Annotated in this window: 19 protein-coding genes; 16 read left to right on the top strand and 3 right to left on the bottom strand. The window is 64.6% G+C overall.

From position 1 onward, the window contains the following. Positions 1–79: 79 nt before the first annotated feature. From AC5WEY_RS22025 to AC5WEY_RS21975, 11 genes are all read left to right on the top strand, one after another. The gene (locus AC5WEY_RS22025; RefSeq protein ID WP_495647546.1) at positions 80–1,114 is read left to right on the top strand and encodes a formamidase; all 1,035 of its coding nucleotides are present in this window, start codon (positions 80–82) and stop codon (positions 1,112–1,114) included. Positions 1,115–1,273: 159 nt separating this feature from the next. Continuing rightward, positions 1,274–1,906, top strand: coding sequence for a flavin reductase family protein (locus AC5WEY_RS22020; RefSeq protein ID WP_495647545.1), 633 nt, complete (start codon positions 1,274–1,276; stop codon positions 1,904–1,906). Continuing rightward, on the top strand, positions 1,903–2,796 hold the full coding sequence (locus AC5WEY_RS22015) for a carbon-nitrogen hydrolase family protein (protein ID WP_495647544.1): 894 nt from the start codon (positions 1,903–1,905) through the stop codon (positions 2,794–2,796). Before AC5WEY_RS22020 ends, AC5WEY_RS22015 begins: the two co-directional genes overlap by 4 nt. Beyond that, positions 2,774–3,805 carry a 2,5-dihydroxypyridine 5,6-dioxygenase NicX family protein gene (locus AC5WEY_RS22010; protein ID WP_495647543.1) on the top strand — a complete coding sequence of 344 codons (1,032 nt, stop codon included), beginning with the start codon at positions 2,774–2,776 and terminating at the stop codon, positions 3,803–3,805. The genes AC5WEY_RS22015 and AC5WEY_RS22010 overlap by 23 nt, the downstream gene beginning before the upstream one ends. A gap of 1 nt (position 3,806) precedes the next feature. Continuing rightward, entirely contained in the window at positions 3,807–5,066 is a 1,260-nt protein-coding gene (locus tag AC5WEY_RS22005) for an FAD-dependent monooxygenase (protein WP_495647542.1), read from the top strand. After that, entirely contained in the window at positions 5,063–6,493 is a 1,431-nt protein-coding gene (locus tag AC5WEY_RS22000; protein WP_495647541.1) for an MFS transporter, read from the top strand. Before AC5WEY_RS22005 ends, AC5WEY_RS22000 begins: the two co-directional genes overlap by 4 nt. After that, positions 6,493–7,344 (top strand): FAD binding domain-containing protein, encoded by an 852-nt coding sequence (locus AC5WEY_RS21995; protein ID WP_495647540.1) that lies wholly within the window; start codon positions 6,493–6,495, stop codon positions 7,342–7,344. Before AC5WEY_RS22000 ends, AC5WEY_RS21995 begins: the two co-directional genes overlap by 1 nt. Next, a complete protein-coding gene (locus AC5WEY_RS21990; RefSeq protein ID WP_495647539.1) occupies positions 7,341–9,707 on the top strand; it encodes a xanthine dehydrogenase family protein molybdopterin-binding subunit in 2,367 nt (788 codons plus the stop codon). Before AC5WEY_RS21995 ends, AC5WEY_RS21990 begins: the two co-directional genes overlap by 4 nt. Then, a complete protein-coding gene (locus AC5WEY_RS21985; RefSeq protein WP_495647538.1) occupies positions 9,704–10,207 on the top strand; it encodes a (2Fe-2S)-binding protein in 504 nt (167 codons plus the stop codon). Before AC5WEY_RS21990 ends, AC5WEY_RS21985 begins: the two co-directional genes overlap by 4 nt. Next, positions 10,204–10,830 carry an SRPBCC family protein gene (locus AC5WEY_RS21980; protein WP_495647537.1) on the top strand — a complete coding sequence of 209 codons (627 nt, stop codon included), beginning with the start codon at positions 10,204–10,206 and terminating at the stop codon, positions 10,828–10,830. The genes AC5WEY_RS21985 and AC5WEY_RS21980 overlap by 4 nt, the downstream gene beginning before the upstream one ends. A gap of 7 nt (positions 10,831–10,837) precedes the next feature. Continuing rightward, positions 10,838–12,037 carry an XdhC family protein gene (locus AC5WEY_RS21975; RefSeq protein ID WP_495647536.1) on the top strand — a complete coding sequence of 400 codons (1,200 nt, stop codon included), beginning with the start codon at positions 10,838–10,840 and terminating at the stop codon, positions 12,035–12,037. Here AC5WEY_RS21975 and AC5WEY_RS21970 read toward each other — a convergent pair. Next, positions 11,947–13,065 carry a YbfB/YjiJ family MFS transporter gene (locus AC5WEY_RS21970; RefSeq protein WP_495647535.1) on the bottom strand — a complete coding sequence of 373 codons (1,119 nt, stop codon included), beginning with the start codon at positions 13,063–13,065 and terminating at the stop codon, positions 11,947–11,949. The genes AC5WEY_RS21975 and AC5WEY_RS21970 overlap by 91 nt on opposite strands. 130 nt (positions 13,066–13,195) lie before the next feature. Here AC5WEY_RS21970 and AC5WEY_RS21965 point away from each other — a divergent pair, with 130 nt between their 5' ends. The 5 genes from AC5WEY_RS21965 to AC5WEY_RS21945 all read left to right on the top strand — a co-directional run bounded on the left by AC5WEY_RS21965 (position 13,196) and on the right by AC5WEY_RS21945 (position 16,898). Then, positions 13,196–14,059, top strand: a complete 864-nt coding sequence (locus AC5WEY_RS21965; protein WP_495647534.1) for a hypothetical protein — start codon at positions 13,196–13,198, stop codon at positions 14,057–14,059. A gap of 91 nt (positions 14,060–14,150) precedes the next feature. Continuing rightward, complete coding sequence (locus AC5WEY_RS21960; protein ID WP_057475972.1) at positions 14,151–14,450, top strand: type VII secretion target; 300 nt, start codon at positions 14,151–14,153, stop codon at positions 14,448–14,450. Then, complete coding sequence (locus tag AC5WEY_RS21955; protein ID WP_057475971.1) at positions 14,447–15,430, top strand: hypothetical protein; 984 nt, start codon at positions 14,447–14,449, stop codon at positions 15,428–15,430. Before AC5WEY_RS21960 ends, AC5WEY_RS21955 begins: the two co-directional genes overlap by 4 nt. Positions 15,431–15,594: 164 nt before the next feature. Then, positions 15,595–16,371 (top strand): hypothetical protein, encoded by a 777-nt coding sequence (locus AC5WEY_RS21950; RefSeq protein WP_162248316.1) that lies wholly within the window; start codon positions 15,595–15,597, stop codon positions 16,369–16,371. Positions 16,372–16,388: 17 nt separating this feature from the next. Beyond that, positions 16,389–16,898: an LpqN/LpqT family lipoprotein gene (locus tag AC5WEY_RS21945; protein ID WP_057475969.1), complete on the top strand. Its 510-nt coding sequence runs from the start codon at positions 16,389–16,391 to the stop codon at positions 16,896–16,898. A gap of 1 nt (position 16,899) precedes the next feature. On the opposite strand, the gene AC5WEY_RS21940 is transcribed toward AC5WEY_RS21945, so the two are convergent. Both AC5WEY_RS21940 and AC5WEY_RS21935 read right to left on the bottom strand, forming a co-directional pair. Then, entirely contained in the window at positions 16,900–17,823 is a 924-nt protein-coding gene (locus AC5WEY_RS21940; protein ID WP_495647533.1) for an ABC transporter substrate-binding protein, read from the bottom strand. A 73-nt stretch (positions 17,824–17,896) separates the two neighbouring features. Beyond that, complete coding sequence (locus AC5WEY_RS21935; RefSeq protein ID WP_495647532.1) at positions 17,897–20,200, bottom strand: ATP-binding cassette domain-containing protein; 2,304 nt, start codon at positions 20,198–20,200, stop codon at positions 17,897–17,899. Positions 20,201–20,248: the final 48 nt, after the last annotated feature.

Raw genomic sequence — 20,248 nt, 5'->3', positions numbered from 1 at the left:
CCCGACCCCTGATGACCCCTAAGCTAGCACCGTGCGCAATCGTTTGCGCAACAAGTTGCCCTCGAGGAACGGACATTCGATGACAGGTTTGGGTGGTCTCAATCCGTCGCCGACGTCGCTCACGCTCGGCCTGGTTCAGCAGCAGGTTCCGCTGATCACGAGCATGGACGATGTGGACGCGACGACCGATCGCGTATGCAGACAGTTGCGCGAGGCGAAGGCCGGGTTCGGGGCGCTCGACCTCGTGGTGTTTCCGGAGTACTCGCTGCACGGTCTACGCAAGTCGTCGTGGGCGTCGGACGAGGTGATGTGCGACATCGACGGTCCGCAGGTGGAGCGATTGCGGGACGCGTGCCGTGAGTCGACGGTGTGGGGCTGCTTCAGCATCATGGAACGCAATCCCGGTGGAGCGCCGTTCAACTCCGGAATCGTCGTCGACGACAAGGGCGACATAGTCCTGTATGTCCGCAAACTTCACCCCTGGACGCCCAAGGAGCCATGGGAACCGGGCGACATCGGTCTGCCGGTCTGCCCGGGGCCCAAGGGGTCGGTGCTGTCACTGTTGATCTGCCACGACGGAATGTTCCCCGAGATGGCGCGTGAGGCGAGCTACCGCGGCGCCAACGTATTGCTGCGGACGGCCGGGTACAAGTTTCCGCTGCGGCAGTCCTGGCGTATCACCAACGAAGCCAATGCCTTTCACAATCTGGCGTACACGGCGTCGGTGTGCCTGGCGGGGGAGGACGGCAACGGCATCCCGTCCATGGGTGAGGCGATGGTGTGCGACTACGAAGGAACGATCATCGAGCGCGGCGATTCCACACCCGATCGGGTGGTGACCGTGTCGATCGAGCCCGCGAGGGCCGATGCGGCACGTCGCGAGTGGGGAGTGGAGAACAACATCTATCAACTGGGTCACCGTGGGTACACCGCGCTCGACGGAGGGGCGCGCGATTGCCCGTACACCTATGTCCGTGATCTCGCCGACGGCACCTACCGGGTGCCGTGGGAGGACGAGGTTCGCATCGTCGACGGGACTTCGGAGGGGTACGGACCCCCGCGTCGGCCCGGCAGTGCAACCGATTCTGCGCGAGCCGGTCTGCGCGGCGAGTAAGGCGGAGGTTACGGGGCCGGTGCCCGTGTAACGGTGCCATTAATTGGTTCCGGATTTGTCGCCCAAAGCTCGACACCGTCCGAGAAACCCCTCTATCGTCAGAGCAACGCAATCGGTTGCACGACCGGTTGCACAGCAAGCGAAAGAAGGATCGTTTCGATGACTTCCCAGGTAGGCGACTCTCTGGAGCTCACGGATCGCACCCGCCACGACGTCGATTCGATGTCGCCGGGGGATGTGTACAAACTGCTGTCCTGCGCGGTGCAGCCTCGTCCGATCGCCTGGATCTCGACCGTCTCCGGCGACGGCGTCCGTAACCTGGCACCGTTCAGCTTCTTCAATGTTGCGTCGCGGAACCCGGCGACTCTGATGATCTCCATCGGCGAACGCATCGGATTCCCCGGAGAGTTCAAGGACACACTGGTCAACATTCGCAACACCGGCGAATTCGTTGTCAACATCCCGTCGGCGGACACCGTGGATGCGGTGACCGCGAGCTTCGCCACCGTCGACGCCGATGTCGACGAGTTCGAGCTCTCGCGCATGACCGCAGTGCCGTCTGTGTCGGTCGCGGCCCCGTCGGTGCTCGAATCCCTGGTGTCTCTCGAATGCCGCACGATGCAGGAAATTGCACTCGGCACGGACACCCTGGTGTTGGGGACCGTGACGGCGGTGACCAGCAGGCCTGGCCTGCTCACCGCCGACCTTCACGTCGATACTCTCGAACACCGTTTCCTCGGCAGACTGGCGGGCCCGTTCTACACCACCGACATGAATCGGGTGGCGCAGTGACCGCCTCGGCCCGTCTGCACGAAGTCGACACCGAGTCGGTTGTCGATACCTTCGACATCGCTGTGGTGCAGACCGGTTCGCGGGTCGGAGCGTGGCAGCAGAACATCGACGCGGTGCGCTCGGAGGTGCAGGCTCTCGCCGCGGGCGGATCGAAGGTGATCGTTCTACCCGAATTGTTCGCCAGTGGTTACGATCTCGACAGTATCGAGACGATGGCCGAGTCGATTCCCGGTCGAACGTCGACCGCGCTCGGAGCGCTCGCCGCCGAGACCGATACGGTTCTGGTGACGGCCATCGTGTTTCGTGATGCCGACGGAGTCATCTTCGACAGCTCGCTCGTGGTAGGGCCGGACGGTCTGATCGCGTTGGGTCACAAGCGGTTTCTGTGGGACCGAGAGAAATCGGTGTTCACTCCCGCAGCGGAGAGCGGTCTGCTGGTGAGCACACCGTTCGGAACCATCGGCGTCGTGATCTGCTACGAGGCAGGGTTCCCCGAGACGGTCCGCGATCTCGTCCAGCGAGGAGCCGATGTGATCGCCGTACCGTCGGCCTTCGGACACGTCCGTTTGCACGTGTGGAAGCTGCTCACCCGCTCCCGCGCACTCGAGAACGGCGTCGTCGTCGCGGCCGCCGGACTCACCGGACAGACCGGCGACGGCCCACGGTTCGCGGGCCACAGCGTCATCGTCGGACCGCAGGGGCGCACCATCGTCGAGATGGACGAGAGCGTCGGATCGGTATCGGCAACGGTGACTCGCCGCGAGTTGCTCGATGCACGTGACGAAGTGCCTTATCTGAAAGACCTTGCCCGCCTGGGCGGAATCACCGACAACGATTCAACCGAGAACCCTCACGAGAGGAACCGAGATGTTCGATCTGCGATCAGCTGATCTCCTGCGCGCGTTCACCCGTCAGCTCGAGCTGTGCAAAGTACAGCCAGGAGAGCAGGTGGTGATACTCGCGGAACCGTCGAGCCGCGGGGATTACGTCTCGGCTGCGTTCGGGGCGGCTCAGAGTCTGGGCGCACAGGTACTCTCGGCCACCGTTCCCGGCGGCAGTCCGGCACCGATGCCGAGCACCCACACCGGTGCGGGGCCCGGTCTGGTGTCGGTCATGAACAGTTCGGTCGCTCAAGACCTGCTCAAGGGAGCCGATCTTGTGGTCGATCTGACCAGCGAGGGCTTCATCCACGCCCCCATCCAGCAGGAGATCCTGGCCGCCGGAACGCGCATCATCTTCGTGTGCGACGCCCCGGACGTGCTCATCAGGAACATGCCGCAGGACGGTGACAAGGAACGGGTCCAGGCAGGCGTCGATCTGATCCGCAACGGTTCGACCATGCGCATCACCAACGAGGCCGGCACCGATCTCACCGTGCAACTGAGCAATTCGCAGCCCGAGTTCCAGGTGGGCTTCGCCGACGACAAGGGACGCTGGGATCACTGGCCGTCCACCATGGTGCTGTGTTGGCCGGAGATCTCGAATGGCAAGATCGTGCTGTCCGAAGGCGATATCTTGTTGCCGTTCAAGGAATACGTCCGGGACGAAACCACGCTGACGGTTACCAACGGCCACATCGACGAGGTGACCGGCGGCGGTGAAGCAGCACTGCTCAACATGTTCTTCGCCGACTCCAACGACAAGTGGGCGCGCTACCTGTCCCACATGGGCTGGGGATTGATGAAGACCGGCGACTGGTTCGCGGCCGCGATGTACGGCAAGGACGACATCATGGGCATGGACGCCCGCGCGTTCGCCGGCAGCTTCCTGTGGTCCACCGGCCCGCACCCCGTCCTCGGCCGAGACTCCTACGCACACCTCGACATCGGAATGCGCGCCTGCACCGTATCCATCGACGGCATCGATGTCGTCACCGAAGGCCGATTGGTGGGGAACTGACATGGCACCGATCGAAGTAGTCATCGCGGGCGGCGGTCTGGGCGGGTTGACCGCGGCGCTCTCGTTGCGGCACAGAAGTATTCAGGTGACGGTGCTCGAAGCCGCAGCCGAACTGGGCGAGGTCGGTGCAGGAATTCAGACTGCTCCCAACGCAAGCCGGATCCTCATCGCCCTCGGGATGCGGGACACGCTCGAAGCGATCAAGACCGAGCCGATGGATCAGGTGCGGAGGCGGTGGGAGAACGGCAAGGTCATCGCGCTCACCGCCCTCGGCGAGTACTGCAAGAAGACGTTCAACGCGCCGTACTGGCACTACCACCGCGCGGATCTGCATTCGGCCATTCATGCCCAGTGCCTCGACCCCGATGGTCCGGGCCCGATGGTGGTGTTCGAGACCGACGCGAAGGTCGTCGAGGTCGACCGCACCGACCCGATGCGGCCGGTCGCGGTCACCGGAACCGGACAACGCTACGAGTCGGATCTGCTCATCGGAGCCGACGGTATTCGGTCGACCGTGCGCGATCTCATCGGCCTACCCGATACGCTGGTGTTCTCCGGTGAAATGGCCTACCGCGCTTTGATTCCGGGCGATCGCATCGTCAAGGACCCGGCCACCCGTTGGCTCGTCGACCGATACCAGAGCACCATCTGGTACGGACCCGACCGACACCTGGTGCATTACATGATCCGTAACGGTGAATACCTCAATGTCGTTGCGCTGGCACCGTGTACCGACGAGGTTCGCGACGGGGGACCACGGCTCGTCGGGCCCGAGGAACTGATGGCGACGTTCCCGGACTGGGACGACCGCGCCCACGCGATGCTGTCCAAGGCCGACGAGAACGTACTGTGCCAGGCGCTCTACTACCGCAGGCCCGACCCGCGGTGGACCGACGGCCGCGTCGCGCTGCTGGGCGATGCCTGTCACGCCATGCTCCCGTACCAGGCGCAGGGCGCATCGCAGGCCATGGAGGACGCAGCCGTGCTGGCCGAGGAACTCGCGAAGGTCACCGCGAGCGGAATCGACGACGCGTTGGCGCGCTACGTCTTTCGTCGAGCCCGGCACGCACGGATGGTGCAGGACGCGAGCCTGCAGAACAAGACCTTCTACCACATACCCGATGGACCCGAGCAGCAGAAGCGGGACGCGACACTGGCGTCGTTCGATGGGGAGTCCGACATCTCGTACGACTGGCTGTGGAGCGGTACACCGCTCGACGACAGCGACGACGAGAAATTCCATTACTCGTTCGTCCGATGACGACCTCGGACCACAACACCGCGCCGGAGGCTGCGATGAAGACTGGTGATCAGGTAGTACAGGAACTCCCCTGGAAATGGGGTGTGCAAGGCAAGATCTTCATCATCGGCGGGCTGGGTTACATGTTCGACGCCTGGGACGTGGCGCTGAACGGCTTCTTGACGCCGCTGCTCGGAAGTTACTGGGATCTCTCCCAGGCCGAGCGCGGTCTCGTCGCCACCGGCAACCTGATCGGCATGGCTGTCGGAGCCGTCGTGTGGGGCACGATCGCCGACCGCGTCGGGCGAAAACGCGCATTCTCGTTGACGCTGTTGATCTTTGCGCTGTTCTCGGTCCTCGGTGCTTTCGCGCCGAGCTTCGAGATCTTCATCGTTCTGCGGTTCCTCGCAGGATTCGGCCTCGGCGGCTGCATCCCGGTGGACTACGCGTTGGTCAGCGAATTCTCGCCACGACGCATTCGCGGCAAGATTCTGTCCGCGATGGACGTCTGGTGGCCGATCGGTGCCACCATCTGTGGCGTCGTGGCAACACTTCTGGTCCCGATCGACGGTGATGTCCGCTGGCGCTACATGCTGCTGTTCATGGTTCTGCCTGCGCTGCTGCTGTTCTGGGTCCGACGCGGCATCCCGGAATCGCCCATCTACCTTGCCAAGGTCGGCCGTGAGGCCGAGGCCCGCGCCGTTATCGACGACATGGTGACGCGCACCGAATCCGAGGCCGTCGACTACGTTATCGTCGCCGACACCGCTCCGAAGGGTCCCGGAGGAATGAAAGCTGCTCTGACGCAGCTCAAGTTGGTGTGGCGCTACAGTCCACGGATCACCGCTGCAGCGTGGATGCTGTTCGTGTCCATCATGCTGCTGTACTACGCAGCACTGAGCTGGATGCCGTCCATCCTCCGCGCCGAGGGCTACGGAGAATTCGCAGCGTTCGCCGGGACGACGCTCATGACCGGCGTCGGTATCGTCGGAGTGCTCACCTCCGCGTTCATCGTCGAGATCTTCGGCCGCAAGTGGGTCATCGGACTGTCCGGCCCGATCGCCGGCAGTGCCCTGGTCATGTTCGCCGTCATGCTCGACATCCAGTCTGCGGCGCTGATCTGGCTCGGCGTCTTCGGGTTCGTCATCCAGCTGACCATCCCGGTGCTGTACTGCTACGTCTCAGAGCTGTATCCCACCAACATCCGGGCCTCGGGATTCGGCTACGCGTCCTCGGTCAGTCGGGTGGCTACGGGCTTTGCGCCACTGCTCTTCGGCTCCGTCATGTGGCCGATCCTGGGCCTGCCGTTGACCTTCGGCATCGTCACCGCGTTCGTGTTGTTCGCGGTGATCTGGATGGCGTACTTCGCACCCGAGACCAAGGGGCGCGAACTCGACACCCTGGTCGACGAACCCACCGAGGTAGTCGCAGGCGAGGCTCGGGTCTGATGAAGCCCGCACAGTTCGACTACCACCGGGCGCGCGATGTCTCGGGTGCAGTGCGTCTGCTGGCCGAGCTGGGCGAGGACGCGAAGATCATCGCCGGAGGCCAGTCCCTGGTCGCCATGATGAACTTCCGCCTCGCTCGGCCCGGGCACCTGGTCGACGTGGGTGGTTTGAACACTCTGAGCTACATCCGCCGAGAATCCGACGGCCTGCACATCGGAGCGCTCACCACCCACCACGACGTCGAATCCGGCGATGTGGGAACGGACTTCGCGGTTCTGCGTGATGCCATGCGGTGGGTGGGGCACTACCCGATCCGTACCCGCGGCACCGTCGGGGGCAGCATCGCCCACGCGGACGCCACCGCCGAATGGTGCTTGCTCGCCATCCTGCTGGACGCGCGCATCGTCGTCGAGAGCCTGCGGGGGCGGCGAACCGTCGAGGCAGACTCGTTCTTCTTCGGGTACTACTCCACCGATCTCGCGTTCGACGAGATGATCGTGGAGATCGTGTTCCCGAACCCGGCACCGCATGCCGCAGTCACTGAATACGCCGAGCGGCAGGGGGATTTCGCGATCGTGGGCGCAGCAGTGTCTCTCGATCTCGACGGCGTGGCCGTGGTCGGCGGACGCGTCGCCCTCGCCGGGGTCGGCGCGACCCCGATGCGATCGCCGGCAGCAGAGGCCGCGCTGGCCGGCGGTGGAACGTTCGCCGACTGCGCGGACGCCGCAACCGAAGCACTGGAACTGGAGGACGAGGGCATGTTCACCGCCGAGTACCGCCGCACCCTGGTGCGCACGTTGGTCGTCGAAGCCTGCAGCGACGCACTCGTATCGCAGGGGGTGCCCACGTGAGCGTCGATCAGGTTCTCACGCCGAAATTCGTCGGCACCTCGGTCGCGCGCCGGGAAGATCCGCGGTTGCTCACCGGCCGCGGCAGATTCGTCGACGACATCGCGATACCGGGAATGTTGCACGCTCAGTTCGTGCGCAGCACCGTCGCGGCCGGGGCGATCACCGCACTCGACATCGGTGATGTCACCGGAGTCGAGGGGGTGCGCGGTGTCTTCACCTCGGCGGACTTGGACTTGCGGCCGATCCGCGCCGAATTGTCGCGTCCGCTCAGCGAATTCGTGCCCACCGACATGCCCGTACTGGCGCACGACGTCGTGCGCTACGTCGGTGAGCCGCTGGCCATCGTCATCGCCGCCGATGCTTACAGCGTCGAGGACGGGCTCGAAGCGGCACGAGTGTCGTACCGGACCGTCACGGCCGTCACCTCCGCAGATCAGGCAATGTCCGAAGGCGTTCCTCTGGTTCATGATTCGGTTCCGAACAACACCGTCGTCGACGTGCAGATGTTCGCCACCGAGGGCATCGACGAGATATTCGACGACGCGCACACCGTGGTGTCCGTGCAGTCCAGAACCGGACGTCAGAACGCACTGCCCCTCGAGACCCGGGGATGCATCGCGTACTGGGACGACCGCGACGAGCAGTTGATCATCTACATCTGCACGCAGGTCCCGCACCAGGTGCGTACCGTCACCGCGCAGTGCCTCGGTCTGGACGAACGTCAGGTGCGAGTTGTCGTGCCCGATATGGGCGGCGGGTTCGGGCAGAAGTGTGTCGTCGGCCGCGAGGAGATCGCGGTTGCTGCGGCTGCCCTGAAACTCGGCCGTCCGGTCAAGTGGATCGAGGACCGCAAGGACGCGCTGACGGCCTCGTTCCTGGCGCGCGAGCAGCAGTACGACGTGCGGGCCGCTTTCGACTCCGAGGGACACATACTGGGCCTCGACGCGGATGTCGTGTGCGACATGGGCGCGTACTCGTGCTACCCGTTCACCGCGGGTATAGAGCCACTCATGGCGTCCGCGGAAATGCCGGGGGTGTATCAGGTTCCGGCGTACCGAGTACGTGGACGGTCGGTGTTCAGCAACAAGGCTCCGACCGCGCCGTACCGAGGGGTGTCACGCCCGCAGTACGTCATGGTGATGGAGCGATTGTTCGAGCGCGCAGCGCGCGAACTGGCCCTCGATGCAGTGGAGATCCGGCGCCGCAACGTCATCACTGCCTTTCCGTACACCGGCGTCAACAACATCACCTACGACCCCGGCTCGTACCTCGAGGCTCTGAATCTGTGTGAGCAGACGCTGCGAGACGGCGGATGGTACGACTTCCAGCAGCGAGCCGCAGCGGAAGGCCGACACATCGGCATCGGATATTCGTGCTTCAGCGAGCGAACAGGTTACGGCAGCAGCGCCTTTGCGGCCCGCAAGATGAACGTGGTCCCGGGATTCGACATCTCGGAGGTCAGGATGGACACCTCCGGAACCGTGGTCGTGACGACCGGAACGATGAGTCACGGCCAGAGCCACGAGACCACCATGGCGCAGATCGTTGCAGATCGACTCGGCATCGGCGTCGAACAGGTGAAGATCGTGCAGGGCGACACCGACCGGATCACGTACGGATTCGGATCGTTTGCGTCTCGCTCCATCACCATCGGCGGCAGCGCGGTGGCGTTGGCGTCGAACAAGCTGGGAGACAAACTGTGTGAAATCGCAGCGCACTTGATGGAGACCCGGGAAGACAACGTCGAGCTCGCCTCGGGTCGCGTTCGCCAGCGCGACGACCACTCGAAGTACGTCACCTACCGGGACATCGCCGACGTCGCGTATCTGAAGGCGCAGCTGCTACCGAAGGGCGTCGAGCCGGGATTGTCCGCGACGGCAAGTTTCGACGTGTTCAACGACGGCACCTTCTCCAACGCCACCCACGGCGTCGTCGTCGAATTGCACGATGGCACCGGGCAAGTGGAGATCCTGAAGTACGTGTGTGTCGAGGACTGCGGGGTCGCGATCAATCCGAAGATCGTCGAGGGCCAGTGCCGCGGCGGGATCGCGCAGGGGATCGCAGGCGCGTTGTTCGAGCAGGTGTCGTACGACGACCGCGGGAACCCGCTGTGTGCCAGCTTCATCGACTACAAGGTGCCGACGGCATGCGAGATTCCCGACATCGAGATCCATCACCTCGAGACCCCTTGCCTGTTCACCGAATCCGGTGCCAAAGGGGCCGGTGAGGGTGGAACGATCGGAGCACCGGCCGCGGTCCTCAATGCAGTCAACGACGGATTGCGTTCCACCGGAGTGGAACTGAACGATACACCGATCACTCCCGTCGCAGTACAAGCGGCACTGGCGAAGGGAAAGCCATGAGCAACAAGCAACTGATCGAACTGACCGTCAACGGTACCGAGCACGAAGTGATCAGCGAACCACGCCGCACCCTGGTCGACGTATTACGCCACGACCTGCAATTGACCGGAACCCATGTGGGTTGCGAGCACGGCGTGTGCGGGGCCTGCACTGTCCTGATCGACGGTAAGCCGGCGCGTGCCTGCTTGACGTTTGCCGCGCAGGTGGAGAACTCGGAGATTCGGACCGTCGAATCACTCGGCACCGACGGCGAATTGAACGATCTGCAACGGGCGTTCGCAGACCACCACGGACTGCAGTGCGGATTCTGCACACCAGGGTTTCTGATGCTGGCCGAGGGATACCTCGCCGACAATCCCGATGCAACCAAGGACCAGATCCGCGAAGTGGTGGCCTCGAACTATTGCCGCTGCACCGGATACCAGACCATCGTCGAGGCCATCGACTCGTGCGCCGAACAGCGTCGCTGCGTCGGCTGCGCGAAAGGAGTTTCCCAGTGATACTGACCAATACCCTCGACATCGACGCGTCTGCGGACGACGTCTTCAGGCTGATCAACGACGTCGAGAAAGTGGCGACCTGTGTACCCGGGGCCGCTATCACCGGCAAGGACGGTGAGACGTTCCTCGGTGGAGTCAAGGTCAAGGTCGGGCCGATCAGCGCGGCTTACGCCGGCACGATTCGGTTCCTCGAGGTCGACGCCGAGACCCGCACGCTCACCCTCGAAGCCAAGGGCGCGGACTCGCACGGTAACGGCGATGCCGAGGCCCAAGTCGATCTTGCGGTCGAGGCGATAGGCGACCGTTCGCGGTTGACCTTGAACACGGACCTGGTGATCAGCGGCAAGATCGTCTCGTTCGGCAAGGGCGCGATCGTCGCGGTCTCGAACAAGGTGCTGCAGCAGTTCGCTGTCAATCTCGGTGCGCTGCTCAGCGGTTCGGCCACGGCCGATCCCACCGCGCCGGCAGCTGCGAGAACAGCTGTTGCGAGCCCGATGGGCGGCGAACTGAACGCAATGTCTCTGCTGCCGGACCCGATGCGCAAGTATGCGCCGGTCGCGGGGATCTTTCTCGCTGGAATGTTCGAGGGCTGGCTGGTGTCCAGAGCCTTCGGGCGTCGGTAGGTCCACGATGCTCGACTTTGCTGCCACACTGCGCGATTGGTTCGTCGACGGACGACCGTTCGGTGTGGCCACTGTGGTGGCCACCTCGGGCAGCGCGGTCCGGGACGTCGGTGCCGTCATGGCCGTCGATGCCGGTGGTACCGCTCTCGGCGGCGTATCCGGCGGATGCGTCGAAGGTGCAGTGTTCGACGCAGCAGTGGCGGCGGCGGAGGGTGGACTCGTCGACCGCCTGAGGTTCGGCGTTGCGGCCGACGACCCGTTCGTCATCGGTCTCACGTGCGGCGGAACGGTCGATGTTGTGGTCGACCGAGTCGATCGGGACACCCGCCCGCACTATGAAAAGCTCTTGGCCCGAATAACATCGCGATCGCCGGTTGCCGAGGTGACCGTCGCCTCCGGTGCCGCGGCTGGGCATCTCGTGGTGAGTGCCGACGACTCGTCCGGCTCCATCGGCACCCCGACTCTCGATGCCGGAGCTGCAAGTGTCGCTCGGGTCATGTTGGCGCACGGCGCAAGTGGACTGCGGGAAATCGAAGTCGACGACGGTGTCGTCGAGGTCTTCGTGCGATCGTTTCCGGCCCCGCCGCTGCTGATCGTCTTCGGCGCACTGGACTTGGCCGATGCCGTTGCTCACGCAGCAACCATCGTGGGGTACCGCACCGTGGTGTGTGATGCCCGGCCGATATTCGCCACGGAGGAGCGCTTCCCGCACGCCGACGAGGTGGTGGTTGCCTGGCCGCACGAGTATCTGACGTCCCAGTGGGACAAGGGGCTGATCGACGGCACCACCGCCCTGTGCGTGCTGACGCACGATGCGAAGTTCGATGTCCCGTTGCTCGACGTCGCAGTGCGCACCCCCGCCGGCTACATCGGCGTGCTGGGCAGCCGTCGAACGCACGAGGACCGACGTGAACGTCTTGTCGACAGAGGGGTCGGGGAGGACTCGTTCGCGCGGTTGTCGTCGCCTGTCGGTCTCGACATCGGCGGACGCACCCCCGGGGAGACCGCACTGTCGATCGTCGCCGAAATGGTTGCGGTGTCCAATGGACGATCCGGCGGGCGCTTGCGTGACGGCATCGGTCCGTTGCACGGCAGAACGGTCCGCGGCGGCGGGGCTCAGAGTGGCGCGGTCAACTGCGATACGCGCACTGCGCCCGCAGTTCCGAGTATCAGCACGCCGGTCGCGATGGCGAAGGCGATCGAGTAGGAGCTGCCGATCGCGGGTGCCACGATCAGTGGACCCACCACCTGTCCGAGGCCGTAGACCGCCGTCAACGTCGCCGCGGTACGGCCGACGGGAAGCGCCTGCGCGGTGGTCATCGTCAGCATCGTGATGCCCATGAACGTTCCGCCGAACAGCAGTGCCGACAATACCGCCGCGATGGTGTTGTCGGTCAGGGCCGGCAGCACTGCGGCGACGGACTGTAAGGCGAACGCGGCCACCAGAGCGCTGCGCAGGCTGGTTCGACGGGCCACGCCCTGCCACAGCACAGTGGCCGGCACCGCGGCGAATCCGACGACGATCCACACCACCGGACCCACCGACGTGCTGCCGTGGCCACCGACCGCCGCGACGAGAAACGTGCCGACGATGATGTAGCCGAGGCCCTCGAGGAAGTACGCGACGAGCAATGTCTGCCACACTGCCCGGGTCCGGACGTTCACCTCGCCTGCCTCGGACCGCCCTGCAGGTTCGGGGTGCACCCGAAGCGTCCACGCCGGGGCGACGAGCACCGCAGTCAGTATCGCCGAGCACAGCCACAGTGCCTGCCACGACAGATGCGGCCCGACGAGCAACGTGAGTATGCCCGACGCTGCGATACCTGCACCGACGCCGCCGAACGCGATGCCGGGTGACGCACCGTCGACCCTGTGCTCGGTCACGGTGCTCGCGCAGGCGATGAACACCGCGGCACTGGCCAGGCCGGCCAGGAACCTCAGTGCCGAGAATGCTGCGGTGGAATGTACTGCTGCCATGGCCAATTCGCTGGCGATGAGCACGAGCGTCCACAGCCTGAACGACGCCGTCGTGTTGATCGACGGGCGCACCGACAACACGATCGCGCCGACGAGGTAGCCGGCGTAGTTCGCGGTTGCGATGACGGCACCGCTGCTCGGGGTCACCTCCGCGGCATCGACCATGATCGGTAGCAGCGGCGTGAACACGAATCGCCCGACGCCCATCGCGGCCGCGAGTCCGGCCGCGGCAGCGAACGATAGTCGACGGCCGTTCATTGCGGTTACCCTCCTAAGTCATTAGCCGCGCCAACGGTACTCGTCGCATTCGCGTCGCCGGAATCGGACCGGAGGGAACCGATCGCACCACCGGTGCGTCCAACACCTGATACCGACTGTGGGGGGACGCATGAGTGAGACGAAGTACACCGACGCAGAACGACCTATCTGGGCGCCGTACTGGCCGAACACGTTAAGCCGACTGTGGCAGGCCGTCATCGCGATTGTCGCGGTGGTAGCCATTGCGACCTATCGCGGACGGCTCGAGGTGCACGGAAGCGACAATGGGTACACGATCGGATCGATCGCTCTACTTGCCTTCATGGCCTTTGTCTGGATCGGCATCAACGACAACGTGATTCGATGGGGAATCCCCGTCCGATTCGTTCGGCGCGTCGAGGACCACGTGCTCGGTGGCGGCGTCTCCATTCCGCCCCGGACCGCCAAGCTCTGGTTGATCACGGTCGCGTCCATCTTGGTGTCAGGAATGGGGGTCGCCCTGTCGAAGAGTGACGTGTTCGGCGCGGCCGGTATACCGATTGCTGGAATTGCCATCGTTGTACTGGTGGCGACGCTCGGCTTCCGCAGCAGCGTCGAACTGCGTTTGTTCGCGGATGGATTTGTCAGACGCAGACGGTCGTGCATGTTCTTCTTTCCGCGCACTCACGACATCCTCGTGCGCTGGGACGATGTGGAGCAGTACGAGGCCTCGACGTACCGAACGTCAGAGAAGCGGGGGAGTGGATTCACCGAGCCCGTTCTGTACATCCGGGCCGCTGGGCTCGGCATCGAACGTCCTCGCGACCGGCTCGATCAACCGGACCGGATGGCGATTCGCATCCATTTGCTCGCCGCCGAGCCGAATGCCGTTCTGGCATTGATGAAGTGGTGCACGGACGGCCCGGTCAATCGGATTCGCATGACCGGCTACGACTCACCAGACCTGCTGGTGCCACCACCGCTTCGGGAGCGACTGGAACTGTCGCGGTCCTAGCTTCGGCACGGAACCGATCACGGGCTCGCTGCGTCAAACCCGATGACGTCGATCGACCGGGCGTCGATTCGGTACGACTCGGGGGAGCGTCATGACAGTGAATGTGGATCCAGTGATCCTGCGGCAGTTCTCGACTGTGCTGAGGGGAACGGGGGAGGCTATTGCCGAGTTGGATGCCCTCGACCCGTTCCGCAAATCCGAGAATGCGCTGCAGGGCACAGACTTCGGCGCAGCATGTGCGGCAGCCGCCGCTGCGGCGGCGGGAGCTGTTGCAGCACTGGCCGGCCGGGCCGAATGCGTCGCGGACATCGCTCGTGGTGTCGCACAGAACTACGAGATCGCCGACGACGAACTCGCACGCCGCCTCGCTGCGATGGACCAGCCGAAGTGACCCCGACCGTGCCGCACGTCGCGGGCTGGGAGCCGGAGTCGATGCGCAAGACGATGATCGAACTGGCCGAGATCGTCGAGCGTGTCAACGGCCAGCGCACCGGAGTGCTGGAGGAGCAGGACGTGCTGGCCGAGACGTGGACCGGCGACGCAGCAGTCGCAGCGGCCGAACGCGTGGTGACCGAATGCTCCCGGATGAGCTCGGTGTGCGGTGAGATCGATTCGCTCGGTGCGGCATTCGAGACCGCAGCAGGAATGGTCGACGCCGCGAAGGCGCATCTGCAGGCGCAGGTGTCGGCAGCGACGGTCAGTGGGTTTGCCGTCGCAAGTGACGGTGTGGTCAACCCCGACGGGATGATTGCGCTGATACCGGACAGCCTGGGCGAGGAAAAGGTGCGACAGGCCGACGAACTACGCTCTGCTGCAGCGCAGTTGACCCGGGACATTCAGGGTGCTCTGAAACAGGCCGAGGAGGCTGCGCTCGACGCTGCCGAGCAGTTGGCCGGACCCACGAAGCTGTTGACCGAGCTGGCGCTCACCAGTCCGACCGGGAAATTCGTCGAGAACCCCGACGGATCGTTCTCATGGATGCCCGACTGGCCGACGACCATAGCGTCGACAGTGATCGGAGGCATGGCCGACGTGACGAGTCGAGCACTCGAGTTGCCGGGTGTCGATTCTGTGGACGACGTTGCCAGGAACATCGGTCGGGGATTGGGAGCGTTCGGTGCCGTGGCCGGAGCGATCCCCGGAATCGCCGGCAATATCGATGACGGGATGGACCCGGCCAAGGCCGTCATCGTCGAGGCAGCACCCATCGCTGCGGGGGCCGCCACGACATGGGTGTTCGGTGCCATCGGCAGCGTGGCGGGTTCGATCGTTCCGGGACCCGGCACGGTGGCCGGCGCGGCGATCGGTATTGCTCTCGGAGGTGCCGTCAATTACGGCGTGTCCAAGCTGTTCGAGGCGAAGTGGAAATGAGCCGAGACGAAGACAACCGCGCCATCTCGAAGCAAGCCGTCTGTTCGCTGCGTAAAAGCACTGCAGGGCAGCAGAAACCATTGTGGGTGCGAACCTGTCGCAGTGTGCATGTTGGGTGGCTCACAGCGTTCGTCGGTCTCGCTGGGGCATCCGTAGCGATTCTTGTGACCCTCGTCCTTCTGTTCGAGCCCCTTACCCCGGATGTGCTCATGGGCGTGTTGTGGCTCGCGTTTCTGGTGATCGTGGCACTCGGACAGTCTGTGGTGATGTCCGGCGTAGGGTCTGCGCGGCTGTCGCGTTTCGTGCGACCGATCGAGGTGGCTGCGGCGGGACGTGGTTTGTCCGTGCCCGGGCGCGGAGACTTCCTGATCCGGAGCTTCATCTTCGCCTTCGCGGTTCTGCTCGGCTTTTCATACTTCTATTGGAGGGACGACGAACCTGGACGTCGTCAGTTCAGGGCGGAGATCTCGACGCTCGTCGGAGCCCCGGTGGGCCTTCTGTGGTTCATTCTGGGATTCGTCATCGTCAACCGGACGAGAATTTCACTGCATCCCGACGGCATAGTGCAGGAGATCTATCGACGTCGGGTATGGAAGGTGACGAGCGATGTCACAGTTGTTCCGTGGGACGGGATTGTCGGCCTGCAGCCGCAGACACATCCGAATCCGGCGGTGCCCCATCCGCATCAGTACCCCACTGTCCGCGTTGTGTATCGCGAAGTCGACAGTGAATTGGATCAGGAACTGACGCTGATGGTGTGCGAGAAGAAGGTCGAGCCCAACGCGTTGCTTGCTCTGTTGCAATGGTGTCGCGACAATCCATGGGCGCGCGAACAGCTCGCTCACGACGACGCACGGGAATTGCTTCGCCCGCCCCGGTTCCTCGATCGCATCGAAGCAGACCGAGCGGCGTCGATGTCGGGTCGACGGGACGTCCAGTGACTACTCGGGAACGGTCGATGCAGAGCTTCTTGCAGCAGCAGGGTGTCGAGCTCGTGGCCGTACACCGCAGTGAATGCAACAGGTTCGGTCTCGAGCTACCCGCGCTGCCGGGGTGGGACGTGGTTCCCGAGCACCTGTTCCCGCATGCCACCGCGGTGCTGTGTTCACCGGTGAACGCCGTCGATGGGTTCGTGCCGAACGCCGTGACGCTGGTAGGAAAGCTATCGCGATCGGTGGATCCGATGGTGTTGCTGGAGTCCGGGTTCGGAGACTCACGGGCGTTGCCGGGCTGGGTCGAGGTCAGCCACGACCGAGACCCGCTGCGCGGACTACCGTCGGTCTCGATCGCCGGTCGGTACGAGTGGGATGGGCATCTGCTCTTCGCCAGGACCCGTTACGTGGTCGTCCACCACATCGTCGATCAGTACCTCGTGCAGCTGACGGTCACCGTGCCTGACGCGAGTAGGGCTCGATCGGGTTGGGTAGCAGACGAATTCGTGGACGAGGTGCGGATCGGGTACGAGTGACTCACGCCGGAATCTGCTGCACTACGGCGGCGACGGCCTCGACCTGGTCTGCGATGCGGGGTCCCCATCGACTCGACAGGTCCTCGTCCATCGGGAAGATTCGGCCGTCTCGCACCGCGGTCATCGAACTCCAACCTGGTCTGGCTGCAACGGATTGGGCTGTCACGCCGCAGCATTGGGCGTCGGCGAGGAAGACCACGTCGGGGTCCGTAGTGATCACCGTCTCGGCGGACAGCTGCGGGTAGTCGCCGGCATCGGAGCCGTCGGCGATGCTCTGCAGACCGAACAGGCCGTAGATCTGGCCGACGAAGCTCTGGCTGGACACGGTGTACAGCGTGTCGTCGAGTTCGTGAAAATACGTCAGCGGCTCTGCACGCGTCGGCACGCTCGCGACGGCGGCGTCGATTCGGTCACGCATCTGAGCGACCACCGCGTCGCCTTCGGCGTCGTGACCGGTCGCGTCGGCCACTTGTTCGATCTGCGAATAAGCGTCGTCGAGGCTCGTCGCGGCCGGCAGCAACAGCGTCGGGACCCCCGCCTCGGCCAGGGTGGAGGTCACGATGCCGAGGTCGGTGGAGGTGATCACCAGATCGGGGTCGTAGGCGACGATCGCTTCGAGGCTCGGCGTGAATGCCGACAGGCCGGTCTTGGGTGCATCGGCCGGATAGTCCGACTGATCATCGACGGCCGCAACCTGATCACCCGCGCCGACGGCGAACAGGGTCTCCGTCGCCGTCGGGCTGAGCGAGACGATCGTGCGGGGCATCGCGTCGAGGGTGATGGTCCCGCCGTCCGAGCCCGACGCGATCGACTTGGGAAACTCCCCGTTCGACGCCGCGGACGGGGTGGCGGGGGGTGCGTCGGTCGTCGCGCTGCCGCACCCGGCTGCAACGAGCGCGACGACCGCGAACCCTGCTGAGATCATTCGTGCCGATCGACGCTGCACTGCCACTCCTGTGTCCGATGTCCCTGGAGCGCCAACACTATCGGGTCTCAGGTCACCGTCTCAGGCTGCGTGCCAGGTAACGCCCGGTGTGGGTGTCCGAGGTGAGCAGTCCGTCCACTGTTCCGGTGAACGTGATGAGGCCGCCGTTGTGTCCGCCGTCGGGGCCGAGGTCGATGACCCAATCGGCAGCGGCGACGACGTCCAGGTTGTGTTCGATGACGATCACCGATCTACCCTCGTCGACCATCCCTGACAACAACGCGATCAAATTAGACACGTCCGACGGATGCAGGCCGGTCGTCGGCTCGTCGAGTACCAGCACCGGTGATGATCCGACCAGCTCGGTGGCGAGCTTGAGGCGTTGGCGCTCGCCACCGGACAATGACGAGAGGTTCTGGCCCAGCGAGAGGTAGCCGAGTCCGACGTCCCGGCACCGCCGCAGAATGTCTCGGATCTTCTTGACGTCGAAGAAGTCCTGCGCGTCCTCGACGGACATCTCGAAGATGTCCGCGATGCTGATGCCGTCGACGGTGTGCCGGATCGCCCCCGACCGGAATCGCCGACCCTGGCACGTCTCGCACGTGCTGGTCACGGGGTCGGTGAAACCGAGGTCGGTGAAGATGACCCCACTGCCCTGGCAGTCGGGGCACGCGCCGTCGGAGTTGGGTGAGAACAGCGACGGCGGCTGCCCGGTCTTCTTGGCGAAGTACGCGCGGATCGGGTCGAGTAGTCCGGTGTACGTCGCGGGGGAGGAGCGGCGCGAGCCACGGATGGGGGCCTGGTCGATGATGACGGCGTCCGGAGCGGCCTCGCAGAGGTGTCCGTGGATGAGGGAAGACTTGCCGGAACCGGCGACCCCGGTGACGGCCGTCAGGACTCCCAGCGGAACGTCGACGCTGACGTCGCGCAGATTGTGGGTGCGCGCTCCGGTGATGCTGAGCCAACCGGAAGGGGTACGGGGAGTCCGCAATTCGATGTTCTCGCGCCGCAGTGCGGCACCGGTCCGGGTGTCGGCGTTGCGCAGCTCGTCGTAGGTTCCCTCGAACACGACTGTGCCGCCCGACTTTCCGGCACCGGGCCCGATCTCGACGATGCGGTCGGCGATGGCCATGACCTCGGGGTCGTGCTCGACGACGAGGACGGTGTTGCCCTTGTCGCGCAGGGCGAGCAGCATGTCGTCGAGGCGGTGCACATCGCGGGGGTGCAACCCGGTGGTCGGCTCGTCGAAGACGTAGAGCATGTCGTTGAGTGTGGCTCCCAGGTGCCGGACCATCTTGATGCGCTGCGATTCACCGCCGGAGAGCGACGACGTAGCGCGGTTCAAGCTGAGGTATCCCAGCCCGAGATCGACGAGTCTGCGCAGCTGCGTGACGATTTCGTTCGTGAAGGTGCCCAGGCCCGTGATCTGCCAGCCGTCGATGCGATCGGCGAGTTCGGATACCTGCATGGCGAACGCGTCGGGCAGGGAGAGTCCTTCGAGGGTGGCGCCTCTGACGGTCTCGTTGTAGCGGGAGCCGCCGCAGGCCTCGCATGTTCCTCGGGTGACGATGCGCTCGAATGCGATTTTCGCTTTGCCCTTGAGCGCATCGGCGTCCTTCGCCAGGTAGCTGCGTCGGAAACGAGAGACGATGCCCTCGTAGCTCTTCATCACGGCATCGGGGTTCATCACCTCGACCTCGCCGGGCTTGGCGTCGAAGAAGACGTGGCGCTCGCGGGCCGAGTACTGCTCGATCGGTACGTCCAGGTCGAACAGACCCGAGTCTGCGAACACTCGGTACGGCCATTTGCCGACCTCGAAGTCCGGGTGCTTGAACGGCCCCTCTCGCAACGACTTCGACTCGTCCACTAGTTCACCCAGGTCGACGATCTTTGCTTCGCCGAGCCCCTCGCATTCGGGGCACATGCCGGCGGGGTCGTTGAACGAGAATGCGTTGGCGTACCCGATCGATGGCGTGACGGCCCGTGACCAGAGCATGCGGAGCCAGTCACCGATGTCGGTGATCGTGCCGACCGTCGAACGCGGGCCGCCGAAGAGTCGCTTCTGATCGACGATGACGACGGCCGACAGGTTGGCGATCAGATCCGCGTCGGGGCGACCGTAGGACGGAAGGAACGTCTGCGCGAAGGCAGTGAACGTGGAATTGATCTGCCGCTGAGCTTCGGCGGCGATGGTGTCGAAGACCAGGGAAGACTTACCGGACCCGGAAACGCCCGCGAACACGACGAGCGAACGTTTGGGCAGGTCAAGGCTGACATTACGGAGATTGTTCTCGCGAGCGCCGCGAACGATGATGGTGGACAGGTCGTGGGCAGGTGTCGCTGGAGGGGTGGACATCATCGGCTGGGCTGGAGTCATTGCGCGGAATCGCCTTTCGCCGCCCCCGACGCTGGTTCGTCCGGGGCC

This window comes from Rhodococcoides sp. S146-33, assembly GCF_059489205.1.
This window is presented reverse-complemented; position numbering and strand designations above follow the sequence as displayed.

Coding starts and splice junctions, on each gene's coding strand:
- AC5WEY_RS22025 (WP_495647546.1), top strand. CDS start 80: ATGACAGGTTTGGGTGGTCTCAATCCGTCGCCGACGTCGCTCACGCTC.
- AC5WEY_RS22020 (WP_495647545.1), top strand. CDS start 1,274: ATGACTTCCCAGGTAGGCGACTCTCTGGAGCTCACGGATCGCACCCGC.
- AC5WEY_RS22010 (WP_495647543.1), top strand. CDS start 2,774: ATGTTCGATCTGCGATCAGCTGATCTCCTGCGCGCGTTCACCCGTCAG.
- AC5WEY_RS22005 (WP_495647542.1), top strand. CDS start 3,807: ATGGCACCGATCGAAGTAGTCATCGCGGGCGGCGGTCTGGGCGGGTTG.
- AC5WEY_RS22000 (WP_495647541.1), top strand. CDS start 5,063: ATGACGACCTCGGACCACAACACCGCGCCGGAGGCTGCGATGAAGACT.
- AC5WEY_RS21995 (WP_495647540.1), top strand. CDS start 6,493: ATGAAGCCCGCACAGTTCGACTACCACCGGGCGCGCGATGTCTCGGGT.
- AC5WEY_RS21985 (WP_495647538.1), top strand. CDS start 9,704: ATGAGCAACAAGCAACTGATCGAACTGACCGTCAACGGTACCGAGCAC.
- AC5WEY_RS21975 (WP_495647536.1), top strand. CDS start 10,838: ATGCTCGACTTTGCTGCCACACTGCGCGATTGGTTCGTCGACGGACGA.
- AC5WEY_RS21970 (WP_495647535.1), bottom strand. CDS start 13,065: ATGAACGGCCGTCGACTATCGTTCGCTGCCGCGGCCGGACTCGCGGCC.
- AC5WEY_RS21965 (WP_495647534.1), top strand. CDS start 13,196: ATGAGTGAGACGAAGTACACCGACGCAGAACGACCTATCTGGGCGCCG.
- AC5WEY_RS21960 (WP_057475972.1), top strand. CDS start 14,151: ATGACAGTGAATGTGGATCCAGTGATCCTGCGGCAGTTCTCGACTGTG.
- AC5WEY_RS21945 (WP_057475969.1), top strand. CDS start 16,389: ATGCAGAGCTTCTTGCAGCAGCAGGGTGTCGAGCTCGTGGCCGTACAC.
- AC5WEY_RS21940 (WP_495647533.1), bottom strand. CDS start 17,823: ATGATCTCAGCAGGGTTCGCGGTCGTCGCGCTCGTTGCAGCCGGGTGC.
- AC5WEY_RS21935 (WP_495647532.1), bottom strand. CDS start 20,200: ATGACTCCAGCCCAGCCGATGATGTCCACCCCTCCAGCGACACCTGCC.